Source organism: Pseudomonas sp. H1_D04, assembly GCF_054683855.1.
The window spans coordinates 6,309,261-6,329,567 of sequence record NZ_CP162826.1 but is presented as its reverse complement, the minus strand read 5'-3'; the positions used below and the strand labels follow the sequence as shown (position 1 = coordinate 6,329,567).

Below are 20,307 nucleotides of genomic sequence, written 5' to 3'. Positions count from 1 at the left end.
AAGATTGATAGCATTGGGCCACTTATTTCGAGTATTCCTAATGTCTCCTGGCCTTATCCGCGTACTTGTCCTGGGCTTTATTTTGATGCTGTCGAGCCTGTCCGTCCTGGCGGCCAATACGCCGTGTTCAGGTCGTAAAGGAGGTATCGCCGGTTGTGATGGGGATGTATTCCTGTGCAACGACGGCTCCATAAGCGCCTCTAAAAAAAGTTGCACCGCCTACACGGGCAACCGCCTGGCACGCCCCGCCGTGCAGCCGCTGCAAGGTCGCTCGCAGAGTTGCAGCTGCGGTAGCGGTGCGTACTGTACCGGGCCACGGGGCGGGGTGTTTTGCCTTACGCCTTCCGGGCAAAAAAGGGTTACCGGCGCCACTAAACAACAGCGAAATGCGTAGCTGTGGCGCAAAAGGGGGACAAAATAGCGGCTTGCCATTCAATTTTCATAAAAGCGTAACAATGCTGATGCAGAGTTCCGGGAGCCCGTAATCACAAGGATTTCCCTGAATGAAACGTCTGATGAAGTCTGCTGCACTCGCCGTTGCGGTTTCTCTAAGTGCCACCTCGGTATTTGCCGCCGAAAACGTCCGTCTGACAGGTTCTGGCGCCAGTTTCCCAGCGCCGATCTATCTCACCTGGTTCAAGGATTTCAGCAAAAAGACCGATGGCGTCACGGTTGACTACCAATCCAAGGGGAGCGGGGCGGGTGTTCAGGACTTCCTGAACAAAACCGTGGACTTCGCCGCCAGTGACTCGGCCATGAAAGATGAAGACATTGCCAAGGTCGCCGAAGGCGTGCAGTTGCTGCCGATGACCGCGGGCGAAATCGTGCTGGCGTTCAACCTGCCAGGCAATCCTAAAGAGCTGAAGTTGCCACGCGATGTGTACTCCAACATCTTCCTGGGCAAGATCACCAAGTGGAACGATCCGCAGATCGTCGCTGCCAACCCTGGCCTGAAACTGCCGGATATGCCGATCACTGTGGTCGTGCGTGCAGACTCCAGCGGTACCACTGCCGTCTTCACCAAGCACTTGGCGGCCATCAACCCACAGTTCCAAAAGGACTTGGGTGAAGGCAACACCGTCAACTGGCCTTCCAGCGACAAATTCATCAAATCGCCGAAGAACGATGGTGTGACCGCCACCGTACGCCAGACCCCAGGCGCGATTGGCTACATCGAATACGGCTTCGCCAAATTGGCCAAGGTTGACTTTGCCCAGCTGCAAAACAAGGCCGGCAAGTACGTGGTTCCTAACGCCGAAAGCGGTGCCGAAGCACTGGCAGCGGTGAAGATGCCGGAAAGCCTGGTGGCCTGGCTGCCGGATCCGGACGGTGCCAAGTCCTACCCGATCACCTCCTACACCTGGATGATCTTCCGCAAAGACAACGGCAACCCGGCCAAGGCCAAGGCCATGCGTGAAATGGTCGAATACAGCCTGACCGAAGGCCAGAAAATCGCTGATTCGATGGGCTATATCCCACTGCCGCCATCGGTAGTCGATCAGGTTCGCAAAGCGTCCGCCAACATCCAGTAACGCCCGTGAGGCCTCTCTCGGCGGGTGCTGTCAGCCTTGCCGGGAGAGTTACCCCCCTGTTCCGGAATTAGCCAATGAACACACCTTTTGTCGTACCGGGTAACCCGGACTCTGCCTGCCAGCCACCTTCTACGAAGGACTTCCTGGTTGATCGCACCTTCCGTGCGCTTGCGCGGATAGGTGTGGTTCTGGTGCTGGCGTTGGTGTTTGCCCTGGTGTTTGAAGTCGGGCGCAAGGCCCTTCCAGGCATGGAAAAGCACGGTTTTGATGTGATTTTCGGAAGCGTCTGGGACGTTAACCAAGGCAAGTACGGCATTCTGCCGGCCATCTGGGGCACGCTTTACAGTGCCTTCATCGCGTTACTGATCGCAGGTGTTTTCGGCGTCAGCATGGCGATTTTCCTTACCCAAGATTTTTTGCCGGCGAAGCTGGCGGCGGTGTTTCGCACCATCGTCGAACTGCTCGCGGCCATTCCCAGCGTCGTTTATGGCCTGTGGGGCATTTACGTGGTGATTCCGGCGATCCGGCCTTTGACCGCTTGGTTGAACACCGAACTCGGCTGGATCCCTTTTTTCGGCACCTCGTTGAGCGGTCCGGGGCTGCTCCCGGCCGCGCTGGTGTTGGCGATCATGATTCTGCCGACCATCGCTGCCGTGTCCCAGGACGCCCTCACCGCCGTGCCGATGAAAACCAAGCAAGCGGCCTACGGTATGGGCACCACTCACTGGGAAGCGATTCTCAAGGTGATGGTGCCGTCCGCCGCTACCGGCATCTTCGGCTCCCTGGTGCTGGGCCTGGGCCGCGCACTCGGTGAAACCATGGCCCTGGCCATGCTGGTGGGCAATGCCAACAACATCTCTCTGTCGCTGTTCGCACCGGCCAACACCCTGGCGGCCTTGCTGGCGCTGAACTTCCCGGAAGCCGGGCCGAACGAGATCGAGGTGCTGATGTACGCCGCACTGGTGCTGATGTTGATCACGCTGATCGTCAACATCTTCGGCTCCATGATCATGATGTACGCCCAACGGGGTAATAAGTGATGACTGATCTCACTGCAGCAACCGACCTGACGTCCCCCGCCGGCGCGATGCCCAGCCTGCAGCGCCGGTTTGAAGGCCGCGCCCTGCGCAGCCTGGTATTGACCACCCTGGTCTGGACAGGCGCGCTACTGGCCAGCGTGCCGCTGATTTCCGTGCTCTACATGCTGATCATGCGCGGCGGCGCGCGCCTGAGCCTTGAAGTGTTCACCGAGCTGCCGCCGACTGGTTTCGAGACCGGCGGTGGTTTCGGCAACGCAATGGCCGGTACCTTCGTGATGGTCGGCATCGCCGCTGCCATCGCCGTGCCGGTCGGCATCATGGCGGCGATCTTCCTCGCCGAACTGGGCCCAGACAGCAAGCTGGCGAACGCCGCGCGTTTTGCCGCGAAGATGCTCACCGGCCTGCCTTCCATCCTGGCCGGTGTATTCGCCTACGCCTTGGTGGTCATGACCACCGGCACCTACTCGGCTCCGGCCGGTGGTGTGGCACTGGCGGTACTGATGCTGCCGATCGTGGTCCTGACTGCTGAAGAATCGATGCGCATGGTGCCCAAGATCATGAAGGACGCCGCCTACGGCATGGGCTGCACCCGCTCCCAAGTGATCTGGAAAATCGTCCTGCCCACCGGCCTGCCGGCAATCCTCACCGGCGTGATGCTTGCCGTGGCTCGCGCCGCAGGCGAAACCGCGCCGCTGTTGTTTACCGCACTGTTCAGCAACTACTGGATCTACCACGACGGCAGCCTGGCGGTGATGAACCCGACGGCCTCGCTGGCCGTGCTGATTTACAACTTCTCCGGCATGCCCTTCGACAACCAGCTTGAACTCGCCTGGGCGGCGTCGCTGGTACTGGTAATGATCGTGCTGGTCGTGAATATCGTGAGCCGTATTTTCGGCAAGCCAAAGTATTGAAAACGGGAGCATCTGAATCTTGAACGTCTCAACTGCGCAAATAGCCGCTCCGTTTGTCACCCAGGCGCCTGTGGTCATGGACTGCAAGCTGGATAAGATCTTCTACGGCAACTTCCTGGCCGTACGTGACAGCCATGTGCCGATCGAAAAGAACAAGATCACTGGCTTCATCGGTCCTTCCGGCTGCGGCAAAAGTACCGTGTTGCGTAGCCTCAACCGCATGAACGACCTGGTCAAAGGTTTCCGCTTTGAGGGCCACGTGCACTTCCTCGGGCAGGACGTCTACGGCAAGGGCGTGGATCCAGTGGTCGTGCGCCGCTATATCGGCATGGTGTTCCAGCAGCCGAACCCGTTCTCGATGAGCATCTTCGACAACGTCGCTTTCGGCCTGCGCCTGAACCGCTACAAAGGCGACCTGGGCGACCGCGTCAAACACGCCCTGCAAGGTGCGGCGTTGTGGGATGAGGTCAAGGACAAACTCAAGGTCAGCGGCCTGTCGCTGTCCGGTGGTCAGCAGCAACGCCTGTGTATCGCCCGTGCCATCGCCACCGAGCCAGAAGTGCTGTTGCTCGATGAGCCCTGCTCGGCACTCGACCCGATTGCCACGCGCCGTGTCGAGGAGTTGATGGTTGAGCTGAAGAAGGACTACACCATTGCCCTGGTGACCCACAACATGCAGCAAGCCATTCGTGTGGCTGACACCACGGCGTTTTTCTCGGTGGATATTTCCCAAGGCACGCGTACCGGCTATCTGGTTGAGATGGGCCCTACGGAGCAGATTTTCCAGAACCCGCGCGAGCAAATGACCGGTGACTACATCACCGGTAAGTTCAGCTGAACCCTGCGCGAGCTCGGACGCTCGCGCATTTTCACCTGTTTATAGGAATGCCAATGCCAGCAACACGACGCCTTGATTTGCCCGCGATTGAACGTGCACTGCGTGAGGTACAGCAGCGCTTTGCCGAGCTCAGTCGGGACTTTACCGAGCCGCGCGATCCGTTGACTGACGAAGTGCTGCATAACGTGCTTGAAGGCTATGCGCTGATTGACGACTACGTGGCGCGGGGCGTCGACCTGTTTGACCTTCAGCAACTGAACCTGATGCTGGAGATCAACGCCACCGTACTCTGTGGCAGCGACCCGACCCGCCGACTGGAATACGCCCAGCACCTGGCGGCGACCGAAGAACACTTCTTCAACAACGTCGAGGGCGGCATCAAGGACTTGTACAACTGGTACTGCGCGTACCGCAGTGAGTCGGTCTGGAAGCGTGCAGCCGGGGTGTACGTACGCATCCTCAGCAAGCCGCAGTTGTTCATCGAAGGCAACAACCGCAGCGGCTCGCTGATTGTCAGCTATTTGCTGATGCGTGCAGGGTTGCCGCCGTTCGTGCTGTCGCTGGAGAACGCCGAAGGCTACTTCAACCCCTCATCAGTCATCCGCAACTCAGCCAAACATGGCGTCAAGGCGTTGTACGAATTGCCCAAGATCAAGAAAAAATACGCAGCCTTCCTCGAAGAACAGGCACCGGATCCAATGAAGTTTTTTCTTAAGGACCAGCCCGTGCCCGTCTATCAAGGGGGCCATTGATGAGCGGTTCTCTCCTGTTCGCCAGGGCAGGGCAGGCCCTCCAGCGCCTTCTCCCGATGCAACTGCTTAAGCGCCCGCGCATCCGCATTTCGTTCGACATAGACGACACCCTGGCCTGCCAGCTCCACCACTGCGACGTCGAGCCGAGCCGGCTGCCGGCCTGCGTGCACCGTTGGCTGGGTGAACCGCTGCGAATCGGCACGCGCTCCCTGACCCGCGAACTACGCCGCCAGGGCTGCAGCATCTGGGTCTATACCTCGTCCGGTCGCACGCCGTCCTATATCCGACGGTGGCTGATGCTGTACGGCATCCGCGTCGACGGCGTGGTCAACAGCGTGCTGCATAACCAGGCACTGACGGCGCACGGGCTGTCGAATTCACCGTCGAAATTCCCACCGGCCTTCGACATCGACCTGCATGTGGATGACTCCGAAGGTGTGCGCATTGAAGGCCATGACCACGGTTTTCGCGTGGTGGTGGTGGACCCTCAGGACGAGCACTGGGCGCAGCGGGTGTTGGAGGCCGTCGCGCAGGTTCAGGCGCAACTCGCCCGTCAGCAACCCCTCAGGCACGCACCAACAACACAGAGCGCGCGCAGGTTTTTTCTGCCTGAGGCGCTCTGAAAATCCGAGGGTTGGTCCGCCTCAACGCATATGCAAAATAATCGGACTGCTGCTCGCAGGGTCCGTATGCCCACGCAGTTTACCCACCGCCTTGGCGTCCACCGCGCCACCCTGATTACCCCAAGTACCGCGCACATACGTCAGCACGTCGGCGATTTCCTGATCAGACAACTGTTCACGAAACGCCGGCATGCGATACGCATCCGGCACGCCAGCGGCGACCACGCGTTGTGCGCCATTGAGGGTGATGTTGATCGCTGACGCCGTCTCCTTGACCAGCGCCGAGGTGGCGCCGGCCAGGGGCGGCATCCACTCGGGCTGGCCTTTGCCATCAGCGCCGTGGCACGAGGCACAGCGGGTTGCGTAGGTGTGGGCGCCGGGTGCGTCCGGGCGCGCGTCGGCGGTCACGTACTGCCAGGGCGTGCCGTCGCGCTGCGGGTCGCCGGGCAGCGACTTGAGGTAGCGGGCGATGGCCGCCAGGTCGTCGTCGGCCATGAACTGGGTGGAGTTGTTGAACGCTTCGGTCATCGAGCCGTAGACCACCGCGTGCTGGTTGCGGCCGGTCTTGAGGAACTGCACGATCTCAGGCTCGCTCCAGCGGCCCAAACCGCTGTTGGGGTCCTGGCGCAAGCTGGGGGCGTACCAGCCATCGAGCAGGGCGCCAGCGAGAAACGGCTTGCCGGAGTCATCCAGGGCCTTTTCGTTGAAGGCCAGACCACGCGGCGTGTGACAACTGCCGCAGTGGCCAGGCCCTTGGACGATGTAGGCGCCGCGATTCCACAGCGCGTCCTGGTTGGGGTTGGCGGCGTAGGTGGCCGTGGGTGCGAACAGGCCGTTCCACAGTGCGATGGGCCAGCGCATATTCAGCGGCCAGGGAATATCGCTGGGGATATTCGGCTGGTTGGCCGGTTGCACGCCTTTCATGAAAAACGCGTACATCGCCTGTATATCGTCGTCGCTGAGCTTGGCATACGACGGGTAGGGCATGGCCGGGTACAACCGTCGGCCGCCCGGTGCCACGCCGTGGCGTACCGCTCGGTCGAAGTCGGCGAGGCTGTAAGTGCCGATCCCGTGGGTACGGTCCGGGGTGATGTTGGTGGCGTGAATTGCACCCAGCGGCGTGGCCATTTCCAGGCCACCGGCGAACGGTGCCTTGTCGGGCAGACTGTGGCAGGCCACGCAGTCGCTGAGGCGGGCGACGTACTCGCCGCGACTGACCAGGGCCGGGTCGAAACTGGCGGCCTGTGCCGGTTCAAACGGTGTGGCCGGTTGGCGGGTGACATACCAGGCCATCAGGCCGGCGGCGATGACGCAGGGCAGCGCGAGCCAGCCTACGGTTCTTGCGAATCGACGGTTGTTCATGGGCGGTCTCGCTCGGTTAGCTGAAGGTGTGTCGGCTTAATGGCAGGCTGCGAACACGCTGGCCGGTCAATTGCGCCACCGCGTTGACCACGGCCGGCGCCACAGCGGGGAGCGGAGGCTCACCGATGCCGCCCATCTTTTCACCACTCTCGATGATCTTTACGTGCACCTGCGCCATGCGTGACGGCGGCAGGATCGGGTAAAGGTCGTAATTGCGCGCCCGTGGCTTGCCGTCCACGTACACCGCTTCCTCCAGCAAAGTCTGCGATAAGCCCAGGGCTACCGCGCCGTTGACCTGCGCTTCGACAATCGCCGGGTTGACGATGCTGCCAGGGTCGATGGCTTCCCAGATGTGGTGCACCTTGACCTGGCCGTGTTCAATCGACACCTCGGCGATCACCGCCGCATGAGAACCGAACGGCGAGGCCATGGCCACGCCACGCGCTCGTCGCGTGCCGTCTTCGGCGGTGTAAGGGCCACGCTTCCAGCCGCCGGACAACTCGGCCACCGCTTTGAGCAAGGTCGTCAACCGCGGGTTGTCCCGCAGCAAATGCAGGCGCAACTCATACGGGTCGCGTTTGCCTTGGTCGGCCAGTTCATCGAGGAACGCTTCGTAGAAGAAGTCATTGAGCGAGTTACCCACCGACCGCCAGTAGCCGAGCATGGCCGGGCCTTTGACATAGATCTGTGCGATGCGTTTGTTGGGGATGGCGTAGCTCTTGCCGGTCAGGCCTTCGAGGGCCGTGGGGTCGAGTTTTTCGCCCTGTTTGCCGGCGATGGCTTCGCTGGGGCCTTCGGTGGCGCTGACGGCTTCGATGGCAACGGGCAGGCCGTCGGCATCCAGCGCGGCGCGGAACTTGACCACCGCAACCGGGCGCAGTACATCGCGCAGGAACTCTTCTTCACGGCTCCAGATCAGCTTGACCGGTCGGCCCACCGCCTTGGCCAGCGCAATGGCCTGCGGGTAAGGGCTGGCCGAGTCATAGAGGAAATGCCGGCCAAAAAAACCGCCCAGTAGCGGTGAGTGCAGATTGATTTGTTCAGGCGCTAGGCCGGTGCGCTTGGCGATGTCAGCGCGGAACATGTCCGGCGCCTGGTTGGGCAGCCAGATGTCCAGGGAACCGTCGGGGTTGAAACGCGCCAGGGCTGAAGGCGGCTCCAACTGGGCGTGATTGACGTACTGGTTGTGGTAGGTGGCCTCGATCTGGGTCTTGGCGTTTTTCAGTGCGCCGGCCACATCGCCTTCGTTTTCATCGTCACGGGCCGGGCCTTGCTGGGTGGCGAGGAAATCGCGGAAGCCATCGCTGGAAAAGTCGGCGGGCATCGCGCGGACTTTGGCGTCAGCGGCCGCTTCCAACCAGTCGACCTGGATGGCTTCTACCGCGCGCTTGGCATGCCACCAGCGTTCGGCGACGACCGCCACTGCGCCAGGCAGTTGATGCACCGAGTGCACGCCTGGCATGGCTTCGACCTGCGCCTGGTTACGCAGGCTGCCCACGGTCATGCCCAGGCGCGGCGCGTGTTGCACAGCGGCGTGGAGCATGTCGTCGACTTTCAGGTCGATGCTGTACAGCGCCTTGCCGGTGGATTTGTCGTAGGCGTCCACACGCTTGACCGGTTTACCTATCCAGCGGAATTGACTCGGGTCGCGCAGGGTAATGCTCGCGGCATCAGGCACCGGCATGTCCAGGGCGCGGCTAGCCAACTCGCCATAGCCCAGGGAACGACCGGACGCAGCGTGAACCACGCGGCCGGGTTGGGTGGTCAATTGGGCCACTGGCACACCGAGCTGCTCGGCGCCGGCCTGCAGCAGCATGGCGCGTGCGAGGGCGCCCAGGCGACGCATGGTCGGATAGCTCATGCGCACCGACATGCTGCCGCCGGTGATGCGCATACCGTTGTCCATCACCACATAAGCCTCACCGGGCGGCGCGGCTTCAACGATGAACGTGGCCGGGTCGGCGTCGAGTTCTTCGCCGACAATCTGCGCCATGGCGGTGTGGGTGCCCTGACCGCCCTCCATAAAGGGGCTGAGCAGGCGAACAGTGCCGTCCGGGCGAATCTCCAGAAAGGCCGGCACTTGGGTGCCACGTTCTGTTGTCGCGCCGGTGGCAGCCTGCACCCGGCCCGAGCCGAGCGGCAGGCCGAAACCGATGACCAGCGCCCCCACGGCCGTACTGGCCAGGAAGCGTCGGCGGGACAGGTTAACTGGCTCGTCCAGGGAGAGGCCGGGGATGAGTCCTGGCATATTCATCAGGCAGTCTCCTTCCCGGCGGCCAGGTCGTACATGGCGGTATGGATGGCGTTGTAGGTACCGCAGCGGCACAGGTTGACCATCGCTGCGTCGATCTGCTCTTTGGTGGGAGCGGGGGTGTGCTTGAGCAGCGCGGTGGCTGCCATCACTTGTCCGGACTGGCAGTAACCGCACTGCGCTACCTGGTGCTCGACCCAGGCACTCACGACACGTTTGCCCACGTCATCGGCTTCGATGGCTTCGATGGTGGTGATCTCGCGGCCAACGACCCCGGCTACCGGGGTGACGCACGAACGCACTACATTGCCGTCCACCAGCACCGAGCAGGCGCCGCATTGGGCCAGGCCGCAGCCGTATTTGGTACCGGTCATGCCCAGATTGTCGCGGATTACCCACAGCAATGGCGTGTCGGCTTCGGCCTCGACCTGATAGGCCTTTTGGTTGATACGTAATTCCATGGCTGGCTCACCTGCTGATCATCGGTTGGTGGTGCTGATTTCTTATAGGAGTGGTGCGACGAGAAGTCGCCCATCGTCGAACTCTAGACCACCGCGCAAGGGGTATCTATCTGCTGGCCGCCATATTCAGAGGATCAGGCAAGGATTCAACAGGATTGGGTGACTGACAGCGGTGAAGCCCGGTGGTGGAGTCTGGCCTTTGCGTGGTGATCAGGCTTTCTGTCATGAACAGGTTTCTGTGATGCACAGTCTTTTTGTGGTCGTTAGGGTTTCTGTGGTGCGCGGTCTTTTTGTGGTGAGCGGGCTTGCCCCGCGCTGGGCTGCGGAGCAGCCCCAAAACTGCCACCGAGATTTACCGGAAGAAATGCGGTGTTCTTGATGGGGCCGCTTCGCAGCCCAGCGCGGGGCAAGCCCGCTCACCACAGGGCACCCGTTCACCACAACAAATCCACTCACCATAGACAGCCTGTTCACCAGGCATAACAACCCATATTTACCGTGGTTGGCAGGACCTCTGTGATGACCAGGCTTTCTGTGGTGCACCGTCTTTTTGTGGTTGTGAGGGTTTCTGTGGTGCGCGGTCTTTTTGTGGTGAGCGGGCTTGCCCGCGCTGGGCTGCGGAGCAGCCCCAAAACTGCCGCTGAGATTTACCGGAATAAATGCGGTGTTCTTGATGGGGCCGCTTCGCAGCCCAGCGCGGGGCAAGCCCGCCCCCCCCCCCCCTCACCACAGGACACCCGTTCACCACAACAAATCCACTCACCATAGACAGCCTGTTCACCACAACAAATCCACTCACCATAGACAGCCTGTTCACCAGTTATAACAACCCATATTTACCGTGGTTGTGATGACCACTGTGATGATCAGGTTTTCTGTGGTGCACCGTCTTTTTGTAGTTGTGAGGTTTTCTGTGGTGCACAGTTTTTTTTGTGGTGAGCGGGCTTGCCCCGCGCTGGGCTGCGGAGCAGCCCCAAAACTACCACCGAGATTTACCGGAAGAAATGCGGTGTTCTTGATGGGGGCCGCTTCGCAGCCCAGCGCGGGGCAAGCCCGCTCACCACAGGACACCCGTTCACCACAACAAATCCACTCACCATGGACAGCCTGTTCACCAGGCATAACAACCCATATTTACCGTGGTTGGCAGGACCACTGTGATGATCAGGTTTTCTGTGGTGCACAGTCTTTTTGTGGTTGTGAGGTTTTCTGTGGTGCGCGGTCTTTTTGTGGTGAGCGGGCTTGCCCGCGCTGGGCTGCGGAGCAGCCCCAAAACTGCCACCGAGATTTACCGGAAGAAATGCGGTGTTCTTGATGGGGCCGCTTCGCAGCCCAGCGCGGGGCAAGCCCGCTCACCACAGGGCACCCGTTCACCACAACAAATACACTCACCATGGACAGCCTGTTCACCAGCTATAACAACCCATATTTACCGTGGTTGGCAGGGCCTCTGTGATGACCAGGCTTTCTGTGGTGCACCGTCTTTTTGTGGTCGTTAGGGTTTCCGTGGTGCACGGTCTTTTTTGTGGTGAGCGGGCTTGCCCCGCGCTGGGCTGCGGAGCAGCCCCAAAACTGCCACCGAGATTTACCGGAAGAAATGCGGTGTTCTTGATGGGGGCCGCTTCGCAGCCCAGCGCGGGGCAAGCTCGCTCACCACAGGACATCCGTTCACCACAACAATCCACCCACCACAGGACATCCGTTCACCACAACAAATCCATTCACCCCATAACATCCGCTCATCACAAAAAATCCGCTCACCCCAACAGCAAGAGCACCCCATATCTATCGCTATTCAGGCCCACCCCTCACGCACTGCATTGCGAATCCCTTCCAGCAACATGGCAAATGCCGGGTTGTCGTTGTTTTCACGCCAGATCAGGTGCAATTCGCTCTGCGCGCCTTCGCCCAGGTCGATGTCGCGGAACACCACGTTCTTGAACACTACGCTGCTGGCGCAACGAGGTACCAGGGCCAGGCCCATGCCGGCGTTGACCAGCGCGAGGATGGTCAGGGACGAGCCGAGCCACTGCACATAATCTGGCGCGACGCGGGCCGAGCGCAGCAGGCCGGTGAGCAGTTCGTTGAAGGGCGGGTAGGCGGCGTGGGCGTACATGAGGAAGGGTTGGGCGTCGAGGTCGTGCACGCTGACCGTCTCGGCGTTGGCCAGGCGATGGCTGCTCGGCACCGCCAGCACGAAGGGCTCGCGCACCAGGCATTCGGTGGCGTAGCCCGGTTCCAGCAGGGGCGCGCGGACGATGCCCAGGTCGATGCGTCGGGCGCGCAGGGCTTCGTATTGTTGGTAGGTGTTCATCTCGGCCAGGTCGATCTTGACGTGAGGCTGCTTGAGACGCGCCTCGGCGATCACCTTGGGCAGAAACTCATACACCGCGCTGCCGACGAAGCTGATATTGACCGTGCCGATATCGCCTTCGGCAAACCGTCGCGCGGTCACGGCCGCTTGCTGGGCAAGCTCCAGCAGGTTCTGGGCTTCGATGAAAAACGCGCGGCCAGCAGCGGTGAGCGCGACGCTGCGAGTGGTGCGGGTAAACAGCTCTACGCCCAAGTGGTGTTCGAGCAATTGGATCTGCCGGCTCAGCGGCGGCTGGGTCATGTTCAGCCGTTCCGCAGCGCGGCGGAAATTCAGCTCAGTGGCTACGGTGGTGAAGCAGCGCAGTTGCGTCAGCTCGAACATTGATCTAATCCCGGTATCAATCGGATGCCAAGTTAGATTAGACGGGAACAATTCACGGCGTCCATCATTGTTCTGCCCCTAAAAAAACAATGAATGGGAGTTGCCCGTGGAAACCCTCCAGAATCCGCCAGACCCGACCGTGCTTGCCCGCGCGGCCGCCAAGGTCAAGCGTCATGTACTGCCGCTGTTCGTGGTGATGTTCATCGTCAATTACATCGACCGGGTCAATATCGGCTTTGTGCGCAGCCATATGGAGACCGACCTGGGCATTGGCGCAGCGGCCTATGGTTTGGGCGCCGGGTTGTTTTTCATCGGTTACGCGATCTTCGAAGTGCCGTCCAACCTGCTCTTGCAGCGCTACGGCGCGCGGGCCTGGTTGACGCGCATCATGTTCACCTGGGGCGCGGCGGCGATGGCCATGGCCTTTGTTCAGGGCGAAACCAGCTTCTACATCCTGCGCTTTATCCTCGGCGCCGCCGAAGCCGGGTTTTTCCCGGGGATCATCTACTACTTCACTCAATGGCTGCCGGCCGCCGAGCGTGGCAAGGCGATGGCGATTTTCCTCAGTGGCTCGGCGATCGCCTCGGTCATCTCCGGGCCGGTGTCGGGGGCACTGCTCAACGTCAGCGGCCTGAGCCTGCATGGTTGGCAGTGGATGTTCCTGATCGAAGGCTTTGCCTCCATCGTGCTCTGCGGGTTCGTGTGGTTCTGGTTGCAGTCCCATCCCCATCAGGCCACGTGGCTCAGCGACGACGAAAAACACGCGTTGGCCGCTGCCATCGCGCTGGAGCAGCAAGCCCGTGAGGCGAGCCAGAGCGTGCGGCCGTCGATGTTCAAATTGCTTGCCGACAAACAGATCGCACTGTTCTGCTTCATCTACTTCTCCATTGCCCTGACCATCTACGGCGCCACGTTCTGGCTGCCGAGCATGATCAAGAAAATGGGCAACCTGGGAGACTTCCAGGTTGGTCTGTTCAACTCCATCCCCTGGTTGATTTCCATCGTCGCGATGTACGGTTTTGCTTCGTTGGCCAGCAAGTGGAAGCACCAACAGGCGTGGGTGTCACTGATGCTGGTGATCGCCGCATTCGGCATGTTCATGTCCACCACCGGCGGGCCGGTGTTTGCCTTTGTCGCTATCTGTTTTGCCGCGATCGGCTTTAAGGCTGCCTCGGCGTTGTTCTGGCCGATTCCCCAGGGTTACCTGGATGCGCGCATCGCCGCGGCGGTGATCGCCTTGATCAATTCGGTCGGCAACCTGGGCGGCTTTGTTGCGCCCACCACTTTCGGCTTGCTGGAGCAGACCACCGGCTCCATCGAGGGCGGCCTGTATGGCTTGGCGGCCACCTCGCTGGTGGCGGCGGTAGTGGTGTTTTTTGCCCGCACCGCGCCTCGGGGCACTGTGCCGCCTGCGTCCAAATCGTCCACCCATCCTCACGCCTTGCGTTCCGGTCCACAGGGAGCCGCCTCTTGAAAATTGTCCGCGTTACCGTCACCCCGATTGCCTTCCGTGACCCGCCATTACTCAACGCCAGTGGTATTCACGAACCCTTCGCGCTGCGCTCGATCATCGAGATCGAGAGCGACACCGGCTACATCGGCCTGGGCGAGAGCTACGGCGATGCCCCGGCGTTGGCGATCCAGCAGCAGGTACAGTCACAGTTGATCGGGCTCGACCCCTTCAACCTCAACCAATTGCGCGCCATCGTGCAGGCCACCGTCGCCGCCCATAAACCGGCGAGCCTGGCCGGCGCCGAACTGGCACCGGGCTCCCACGCCAGCAAGGCGGTGAGCAATGCCTATTCGGCATTCGAAGTGGCGTTTCTTGATTTGCAGGCGCACTCACTGAACGTGCCATTGGTGGACCTGCTCGGCGGCGCGATCCGTGACCAGATCCCGTTCAGCGCGTACCTGTTTTTCAAATACGCCACGCACATTGATTCGCCGTATAAACCCGACAGCTGGGGCGAAGCGCTGAACGAGGAACAGATCGTCGCCCAGGCCCGGCGCATGATCGACACCTACGGCTTCAAAAGCATCAAGCTCAAGGCCGGTGCGCTGCAACCCGAGCACGAGGTGTCATGCATCAAGGCGCTGAAAAGGGCCTTCCCCGGCGTGCCGCTGCGCATTGACCCGAACGGCAACTGGTCCCTGGAAACCTCGATCCGCATGGCCGAGTTGCTCGGCGATGACCTGCAATATTACGAAGACCCGACCCCCGGCCTGGACGGCATGGCCGAGCTGCACAAACGCACCGGCTTGCCCCTGGCGACCAATATGGTGGTCACCGACTTTGACGAGTTTCGCCGCAGCGTGGCGCTTAACAGCGTGCAGATCGTACTTGCCGACCACCACTACTGGGGCGGCCTGCGCGACACCCAGGCGCTGGCGAAGATGTGCCAGACCTTCGGCCTGGGCGTGTCGATGCACTCCAATTCGCACTTGGGCATCAGCCTGATGGCCATGGCCCACGTGGCCGCGTCGGTGCCCAACCTCGACTACGCCTGCGACACCCATTACCCGTGGCAAGAGCCGGATGAGGAGGTGATCAAGGGCGGCAAGCTGCCGATTGTCGACGGCTGCGTAAAAATCACCCGCGCACCGGGGCTGGGCCTGGAACTGGACCATGACCAATTGGGCAAGCTGCATGATCAATACCTTACCTGTGGCATCCGCCAGCGCGACGACGTGAAACAGATGCAGCGCTATCAACCGGAGTGGAAAACCGTCAAACCGCGTTATTGAAGCTGGTCGCTTCGTTTTGCCCGGTGGTGCGCCACCGGGCCTTTTTTTTCGCGGGACGCTGTGCCGCGCTATGTATTCAAGCTGATACGTGAATGCGCAGTTATCTCAAATGAGATTTCTTATCAATTAAATTCACTTTGGTTTTTTTATCCCTTAGACTCAGCCCCGCTGGCGTTTGGCTGCCTTCAGCCCGCCATAAAAAACAATAACGAAGGGTGCTAGGGGAGCTGGGCGTGAATTTCAAAAAGAACACAATTGCGTTGGCGGTCGGGTCGGTTTGCCTGGCTTCAGGGGCTTGGGCTGCCGAACCCAACACGATGGAAATCGCGCCGATTACGGTGAGTGGCGAGAAAATCAACCGCTCCCTTGAGCAGACCCAATCCAGCGTTGTGGTCGTGACCGAACAACAACTGCGGGACAAGGCCGATCACAGCCTGGTCGATGTGTTCGCGCGCACGCCGGGTGTGTACAGCCAGGCCGGTAACGAAAACTGGGGCATTCGCGGTGTACCGGTGTCCGGATTCGATGACCAGGGCCCCGCGACCCTCAATGGCGCCGTTTCGGTGTATGTCGATGGTGCCGTGCAACCCAATCGCACCCTGACCCTGAGCCCTACCGGCTTGTGGGATGTGGAACAGGTAGAAGTCTTCCTCGGCCCGCAATCCACCACCCAGGGGCGTAACTCCCTGGCCGGCGCCGTAGTGATCCAGACCCGCAACCCGACGTTCCAACCGACTTTTTCGGCGCAAACCAACGTGGGCAACTACGGAGAAAAAGGCGCAGCGGTGGCCGGTGGCGGCAGCATTGTCGATGACAAGATCGCAGGTCGCATCGCCTTGGATTATCAAGATGGCGATGGTTACATCGACAACATCGCCCTCGGCAAGGATGCCAACCCGCACCGCACGAGCAACGCGCGTGGCAAGCTGTTGATCCTGCCCAACGACGATCTCGACGTTTTGCTGACCTACGCCCACAACGAGCACCGCCAGGGTGACAACTCGGTCATCCGCACCCCGGACAAGGTGCGCTATTACAAGGTGTCCTCCGATACCCAAGCGTTCGACAACCTCAACCAGGACACCGTCAGCGCCAAGGTCGACTACCGCCTCGATGACCAATGGTCGCTGACCAGCCTGACCACCAACACCCGGTCCGACTACACCAACCGCCTGGACTTCGACCAGACTGCCGACGCCAATGAAGTCATCCGACGCAAGCAGGATGGCAACCTCTTCGGCCAGGAGCTGCGCCTCAACTACAGCTCGGACACGGTGAAAAGTTTCGTCGGCGCCTATTACGGCCACAACTCCAACAATTTCCACGACCGACTGCTGTTCGATGACGTATTGGCGGTCACGGTGAAAGGCGACACAGTCATCGAAAACAAGGCGCTGTTTGGTGAAGTCGACTGGACCTTCGCACCGCGCTGGACTCTGGTCACCGGCCTGCGCTACGACCACGAAACCAACGACACCGACATCAAGCAGGACGACCTGTCCGACGCGGCGAAGGTCAAAAAGTCGTTCGCGGCCGTGCTGCCAAAACTGGGCATCAACTACGAACTCGCCACCGGCCAGTACCTGGGCTTCATGGTGCAGAAAGGTTATCGCGGCGGTGGCGTGAACGTGCGCTCCGGCAGCGGTCACGAGGCATATGACCCGGAATACACCACCAACTATGAGCTGTCGTACCGCGGTTCATTTCTCGAAGACACCCTGCGTGCACGCGCCAACCTGTATTACACCGACTGGAAAGACCAGCAGGTCAGCGTGCGGCAAGCCAACAGCAATGTCATCAACGTGTACAACGCCGGCCGCAGCGATATCAAGGGCCTGGAAGTGTTCATCGAGAAAGACCTGAGCGAGCAACTGACCCTGACCCTTGGTGGCGCGATCACCGATGGCAAGTACAAGGACTTCATCGTCGGCAACGGCCAGGACCGCAGCGGCGAAGCGTTCTACTACTCGCCCAAGTACAAGGCTTCAGTGGGCGGCATCTATCGCTTCAACGAGCGCCTGACCTTCAACACCGACGTGACGTACCAGAGCAGCGCGCCTTCGGCGTACGAGTTCGATTCAGCGGGCAAGGTCAACGGCGAGCGCAGGAGCGACAACTACGTGTTGGCCAACTTCAGCAGCGAATTCAAAGTCACCAAGAACGTGGCTGTCTCGGGCTTCGTGAAAAACGCCTTCGACAAGCGCTACGTCACCAACAACCGCGATGACGAAATCATCGACGCCGGCGCGCCGCGCACCTTTGGCATGGCGCTGCGTTACGACCTGTAAGCTGTATTCCTGCGTGCCCCGGCGCTGCGGCGCCGGGTTCTGCGTTCAGGAAAAATCCTCCTCGAAATGCTCGTGCTCACCCCGCGCATCCCCTTGGCGACGCACCACCTCCATCTGCCGCAGCTCTACCCGCCGGATCTTGCCGGAAATGGTTTTGGGCAGTTCGCTGACAAATTCGATGCGCCGCACCCGTTTGTACGGGGCGAGGTGTTCGCGGGCGAAGGCGAGGATGTGGCGGGCCAGCTCGGCGCTGCCGGGGGCGTCGTGGGCCAGGATCAGGAAGGCTTTGGGCACCGCCAGGCGCAGTGGGTCTGGGCTGGGCACTACGGCAACTTCCATCACCGCCGGGTGTTCGATCAGCGCACTTTCCAGTTCGAACGGGCTGATGCGGTAGTCGGAGGCCTTGAACACGTCATCGGCGCGACCGACGAAGGTGATGTAGCCGTCGCTGTCGATCTGCGCGGTATCGCCGGTGCGGTAGTAACCGTCGCGCATCACTTCGGCGGTTTTTTCCGGGCTGTCCTCGTAGCACACCATTAAACCGAGAGGGCGTACATCCAGCGGCAGCGCGACTTCCCCTTCGTTGCCCGGTAGGCCGTCGGCGTCCAACAGCACGACACGATAGCCCGGCAGTGGACGGCCCATGGACCCTGGCTTGAGCAACTGGCCGGGGGTGTTGCCGACCAGGGCGGTGGTCTCCGATTGGCCGAAACCATCGCGCAGCGGCAAGCCCCAGGCCTGCTGGATTTGCTCGATGATTTCCGGGTTCAGGGGTTCGCCCGCACCCACCAATTCACGCAGATTCAGGCGCGCCTTGTGACTGGCCAGGTCTTCCTGGATCAGCATGCGCCACACGGTCGGCGGGGCGCACAGGCTGGTCACGCGGTATTGTTCCAGCGCTGTCAGCAAGGCCGGCGCGCTGAACCGCGCGACGTTATGGATGAAAATGCACGCGCCGGCATTCCACGGCGCGAACAGGCAGCTCCACGCGTGCTTGGCCCAGCCTGGAGACGAGATATTCAGGTGCAGGTCGCCGGGTTGCAGGCCGATCCAGTACATCGTCGACAGGTGGCCCACCGGGTAGCTTTGGTGGCTGTGCAGCACCATCTTGGGTTTGGAGGTGGTGCCGGAAGTGAAGTACAGCAGCATGGGGTCGGTGGCCAGGGTGCGGCCTTCGGCTTCGAACTGCTCGGGGTATTCAAATGCGGCGTTGTGCGCGACCCAGCCGCTGGGCGCAGCTCCCACGCAGATGCGGCTACAGCCATCGCCCAGGCCGTCGAACTTGCCGACATGCGCCTCGCCGACCACCAGATGGCGAACCTGGCCACGCTCGATACGGTCGCGCAGATCATCCGGGTTGAGCAGGGCGGTGGCCGGGATCACTACGGCGCCTAGTTTGAAGGCGGCGAGCATGGTGTCCCACAACGCCACGTCGTTGCCGAGCATCAACAGCACTCGGTCGCCGCGTCGCACGCCGAGGGCACGCAGATGGTTGGCCACCTGGTTTGAGCGCGTCGCCAGTTGCTGGAAGCTGTAGCGCTGCTCGCTGCCGTCTTCTTCGACGATCCACAGCGCGTTGGCCGCATTGCCCTCGGCCATGGCATCGAAGTAGTCCAGGGCCCAGTTGAACGCACCCAGCTGCGGCCAGCGGAAGTCGCGAACGGCGGTGGCGTAGTCGATGCGATGGGCGAGCAGAAAATCCCGCGCGGCCAGGAAGGGATGCGTCATGGTCGGTGTCCTTGATTATTGTTGTAGGGACATTTCTGTGCTGCGGTGACCCACGGTTCAACCGAGAGGCTGAACCGAGTATAGGCACGCATAAATCCAGAGATGAACGCTCAAAAACACCGGTGTGTTGTGCAAAAAAGTCATGGGTGCAGGGGCTGGATTGACGATCAATACATAAAAGTCCAGTATGGAATTATAAGTACAAAAGCTCTTGCTGGATTTTTTCTTCTCTCTTGCCAAACCAACAACAACTTGCGAGATCCCCCATGAAGAAACGCTTGCTTATCACCGCCCTGGCCTTGATCGCTTCCAGCCACGTATGGGCCGCCGAGAAAACCCTGCGCATCGGCATCGAGGCGGCCTACCCGCCGTTTGCCTCCAAGACCCAGGAAGGCACCATCGTCGGCTTCGACTACGACATCGGCAACGCGCTGTGCGCGCAGATGAAGGTCAAGTGCGTGTGGGTTGAAGGTGAGTTCGATGGTCTGATTCCTTCCCTCAAGGTGAAGAAAATCGACATGGCCCTGTCGTCCATGACCATCAACGAAGACCGCAAGAAGTCAGTAGATTTCACCCACAAGTACTACTTCACCTCATCGCGTCTTGTGATGAAAGACGGCGCGGTGGTGGATGACCAGTACGCCAGCCTGAAGGGCAAGACCGTCGGTGTGCAGCGTGCAACCACCACCGACCGTTACGCCACCGAGGTATTTGAGCCCAAGGGCATTAACGTCAAGCGCTACAGCAATAACGAAGAGATCTACATGGACCTGGCGGCAGGGCGCCTGGATGCGATTTTTGCCGACACCATCCCCTTGAATGACTTCCTGCAAATGCCACGGGGCAAGGGCTACGCTTTTGTCGGGCCGGAGCTCAAGGACCCGAAATACGTAGGCGAAGGCGCGGGGATTGCGGTGCGCAAGGGCAACGAGACGCTGGTCAGCGAATTGAACACGGCCATCGACGGCATTCGTGCCAGTGGTGAGTACCAGAAGATTTCGCAGCAGTACTTCAAGGCTGACATTTACGGTGATTGATGCAGCGGGGCTGCTGCTGTTGTGGTGAGTAGCCTTGCTTTTTT

Annotated in this window: 15 protein-coding genes and 1 pseudogene; 11 read left to right on the top strand and 5 right to left on the bottom strand. The window is 60.8% G+C overall.

The window, feature by feature from the left end:
- Positions 1-85: 85 nt before the first annotated feature.
- From AB4N82_RS29065 to AB4N82_RS29035, 7 genes and pseudogenes are all read left to right on the top strand, one after another.
- Positions 86-375: pseudogene (locus tag AB4N82_RS29065) on the top strand (YdcA family protein).
- A 128-nt stretch (positions 376-503) separates the two neighbouring features.
- Positions 504-1,532 carry a phosphate ABC transporter substrate-binding protein PstS gene (pstS, locus tag AB4N82_RS29060; RefSeq protein WP_032885469.1) on the top strand — a complete coding sequence of 343 codons (1,029 nt, stop codon included), beginning with the start codon at positions 504-506 and terminating at the stop codon, positions 1,530-1,532.
- A 74-nt stretch (positions 1,533-1,606) separates the two neighbouring features.
- Positions 1,607-2,572, top strand: coding sequence for a phosphate ABC transporter permease subunit PstC (gene pstC, locus AB4N82_RS29055; RefSeq protein ID WP_032885468.1), 966 nt, complete (start codon positions 1,607-1,609; stop codon positions 2,570-2,572).
- Positions 2,572-3,483 carry a phosphate ABC transporter permease PstA gene (gene pstA, locus AB4N82_RS29050; RefSeq protein ID WP_032885467.1) on the top strand — a complete coding sequence of 304 codons (912 nt, stop codon included), beginning with the start codon at positions 2,572-2,574 and terminating at the stop codon, positions 3,481-3,483. The genes pstC and pstA overlap by 1 nt, the downstream gene beginning before the upstream one ends.
- Positions 3,484-3,559: 76 nt before the next feature.
- The gene (gene pstB / locus AB4N82_RS29045; protein WP_050442813.1) at positions 3,560-4,321 is read left to right on the top strand and encodes a phosphate ABC transporter ATP-binding protein PstB; all 762 of its coding nucleotides are present in this window, start codon (positions 3,560-3,562) and stop codon (positions 4,319-4,321) included.
- A 53-nt stretch (positions 4,322-4,374) separates the two neighbouring features.
- Complete coding sequence (locus AB4N82_RS29040; RefSeq protein WP_032885466.1) at positions 4,375-5,073, top strand: hypothetical protein; 699 nt, start codon at positions 4,375-4,377, stop codon at positions 5,071-5,073.
- Complete coding sequence (locus AB4N82_RS29035; protein WP_122764071.1) at positions 5,073-5,696, top strand: hypothetical protein; 624 nt, start codon at positions 5,073-5,075, stop codon at positions 5,694-5,696. Before AB4N82_RS29040 ends, AB4N82_RS29035 begins: the two co-directional genes overlap by 1 nt.
- Positions 5,697-5,717: 21 nt before the next feature.
- On the opposite strand, the gene AB4N82_RS29030 is transcribed toward AB4N82_RS29035, so the two are convergent.
- The 4 genes from AB4N82_RS29030 to AB4N82_RS29015 form a co-directional block, all read right to left on the bottom strand.
- Positions 5,718-7,058, bottom strand: coding sequence for a c-type cytochrome (locus AB4N82_RS29030; protein ID WP_122681339.1), 1,341 nt, complete (start codon positions 7,056-7,058; stop codon positions 5,718-5,720).
- A gap of 16 nt (positions 7,059-7,074) precedes the next feature.
- Complete coding sequence (locus AB4N82_RS29025) at positions 7,075-9,312, bottom strand: xanthine dehydrogenase family protein molybdopterin-binding subunit (protein ID WP_032885463.1); 2,238 nt, start codon at positions 9,310-9,312, stop codon at positions 7,075-7,077.
- Positions 9,312-9,770 (bottom strand): (2Fe-2S)-binding protein, encoded by a 459-nt coding sequence (locus AB4N82_RS29020; RefSeq protein ID WP_032885461.1) that lies wholly within the window; start codon positions 9,768-9,770, stop codon positions 9,312-9,314. The genes AB4N82_RS29025 and AB4N82_RS29020 overlap by 1 nt, the downstream gene beginning before the upstream one ends.
- Before the next feature lie 1,795 nt (positions 9,771-11,565).
- Positions 11,566-12,465 carry a LysR family transcriptional regulator gene (locus AB4N82_RS29015; RefSeq protein WP_032885460.1) on the bottom strand — a complete coding sequence of 300 codons (900 nt, stop codon included), beginning with the start codon at positions 12,463-12,465 and terminating at the stop codon, positions 11,566-11,568.
- A gap of 106 nt (positions 12,466-12,571) precedes the next feature.
- Here AB4N82_RS29015 and AB4N82_RS29010 point away from each other — a divergent pair, with 106 nt between their 5' ends.
- The 3 genes from AB4N82_RS29010 (at position 12,572) to AB4N82_RS29000 (ending at position 17,498) form a co-directional block, all read left to right on the top strand.
- Positions 12,572-13,939 carry an MFS transporter gene (locus AB4N82_RS29010; RefSeq protein ID WP_099603357.1) on the top strand — a complete coding sequence of 456 codons (1,368 nt, stop codon included), beginning with the start codon at positions 12,572-12,574 and terminating at the stop codon, positions 13,937-13,939.
- Positions 13,936-15,210 carry a glucarate dehydratase family protein gene (locus AB4N82_RS29005; protein ID WP_095186425.1) on the top strand — a complete coding sequence of 425 codons (1,275 nt, stop codon included), beginning with the start codon at positions 13,936-13,938 and terminating at the stop codon, positions 15,208-15,210. Before AB4N82_RS29010 ends, AB4N82_RS29005 begins: the two co-directional genes overlap by 4 nt.
- Positions 15,211-15,443: 233 nt before the next feature.
- On the top strand, positions 15,444-17,498 hold the full coding sequence (locus tag AB4N82_RS29000) for a TonB-dependent receptor (protein ID WP_032885458.1): 2,055 nt from the start codon (positions 15,444-15,446) through the stop codon (positions 17,496-17,498).
- 45 nt (positions 17,499-17,543) lie between these two features.
- On the opposite strand, the gene AB4N82_RS28995 is transcribed toward AB4N82_RS29000, so the two are convergent.
- Positions 17,544-19,226 carry an AMP-binding protein gene (locus tag AB4N82_RS28995; protein WP_122764072.1) on the bottom strand — a complete coding sequence of 561 codons (1,683 nt, stop codon included), beginning with the start codon at positions 19,224-19,226 and terminating at the stop codon, positions 17,544-17,546.
- A 266-nt stretch (positions 19,227-19,492) separates the two neighbouring features.
- On the opposite strand from AB4N82_RS28995, the gene AB4N82_RS28990 reads away from it, so the two are divergent.
- Positions 19,493-20,263, top strand: a complete 771-nt coding sequence (locus AB4N82_RS28990; protein ID WP_099603334.1) for an ABC transporter substrate-binding protein — start codon at positions 19,493-19,495, stop codon at positions 20,261-20,263.
- The last annotated feature ends 44 nt before the right edge of the window (positions 20,264-20,307 follow it).

What these genes read in the sequence shown, in the direction of transcription:
- pstS (WP_032885469.1), top strand. Translation starts at nt 504, where the DNA reads ATGAAACGTCTGATGAAGTCTGCTGCACTCGCCGTTGCGGTTTCTCTA.
- pstC (WP_032885468.1), top strand. Translation starts at nt 1,607, where the DNA reads ATGAACACACCTTTTGTCGTACCGGGTAACCCGGACTCTGCCTGCCAG.
- pstA (WP_032885467.1), top strand. Translation starts at nt 2,572, where the DNA reads ATGACTGATCTCACTGCAGCAACCGACCTGACGTCCCCCGCCGGCGCG.
- pstB (WP_050442813.1), top strand. Translation starts at nt 3,560, where the DNA reads ATGGACTGCAAGCTGGATAAGATCTTCTACGGCAACTTCCTGGCCGTA.
- AB4N82_RS29040 (WP_032885466.1), top strand. Translation starts at nt 4,375, where the DNA reads ATGCCAGCAACACGACGCCTTGATTTGCCCGCGATTGAACGTGCACTG.
- AB4N82_RS29035 (WP_122764071.1), top strand. Translation starts at nt 5,073, where the DNA reads ATGAGCGGTTCTCTCCTGTTCGCCAGGGCAGGGCAGGCCCTCCAGCGC.
- AB4N82_RS29030 (WP_122681339.1), bottom strand. Translation starts at nt 7,058, where the DNA reads ATGAACAACCGTCGATTCGCAAGAACCGTAGGCTGGCTCGCGCTGCCC.
- AB4N82_RS29025 (WP_032885463.1), bottom strand. Translation starts at nt 9,312, where the DNA reads ATGAATATGCCAGGACTCATCCCCGGCCTCTCCCTGGACGAGCCAGTT.
- AB4N82_RS29020 (WP_032885461.1), bottom strand. Translation starts at nt 9,770, where the DNA reads ATGGAATTACGTATCAACCAAAAGGCCTATCAGGTCGAGGCCGAAGCC.
- AB4N82_RS29015 (WP_032885460.1), bottom strand. Translation starts at nt 12,465, where the DNA reads ATGTTCGAGCTGACGCAACTGCGCTGCTTCACCACCGTAGCCACTGAG.
- AB4N82_RS28995 (WP_122764072.1), bottom strand. Translation starts at nt 19,226, where the DNA reads ATGACGCATCCCTTCCTGGCCGCGCGGGATTTTCTGCTCGCCCATCGC.
- AB4N82_RS28990 (WP_099603334.1), top strand. Translation starts at nt 19,493, where the DNA reads ATGAAGAAACGCTTGCTTATCACCGCCCTGGCCTTGATCGCTTCCAGC.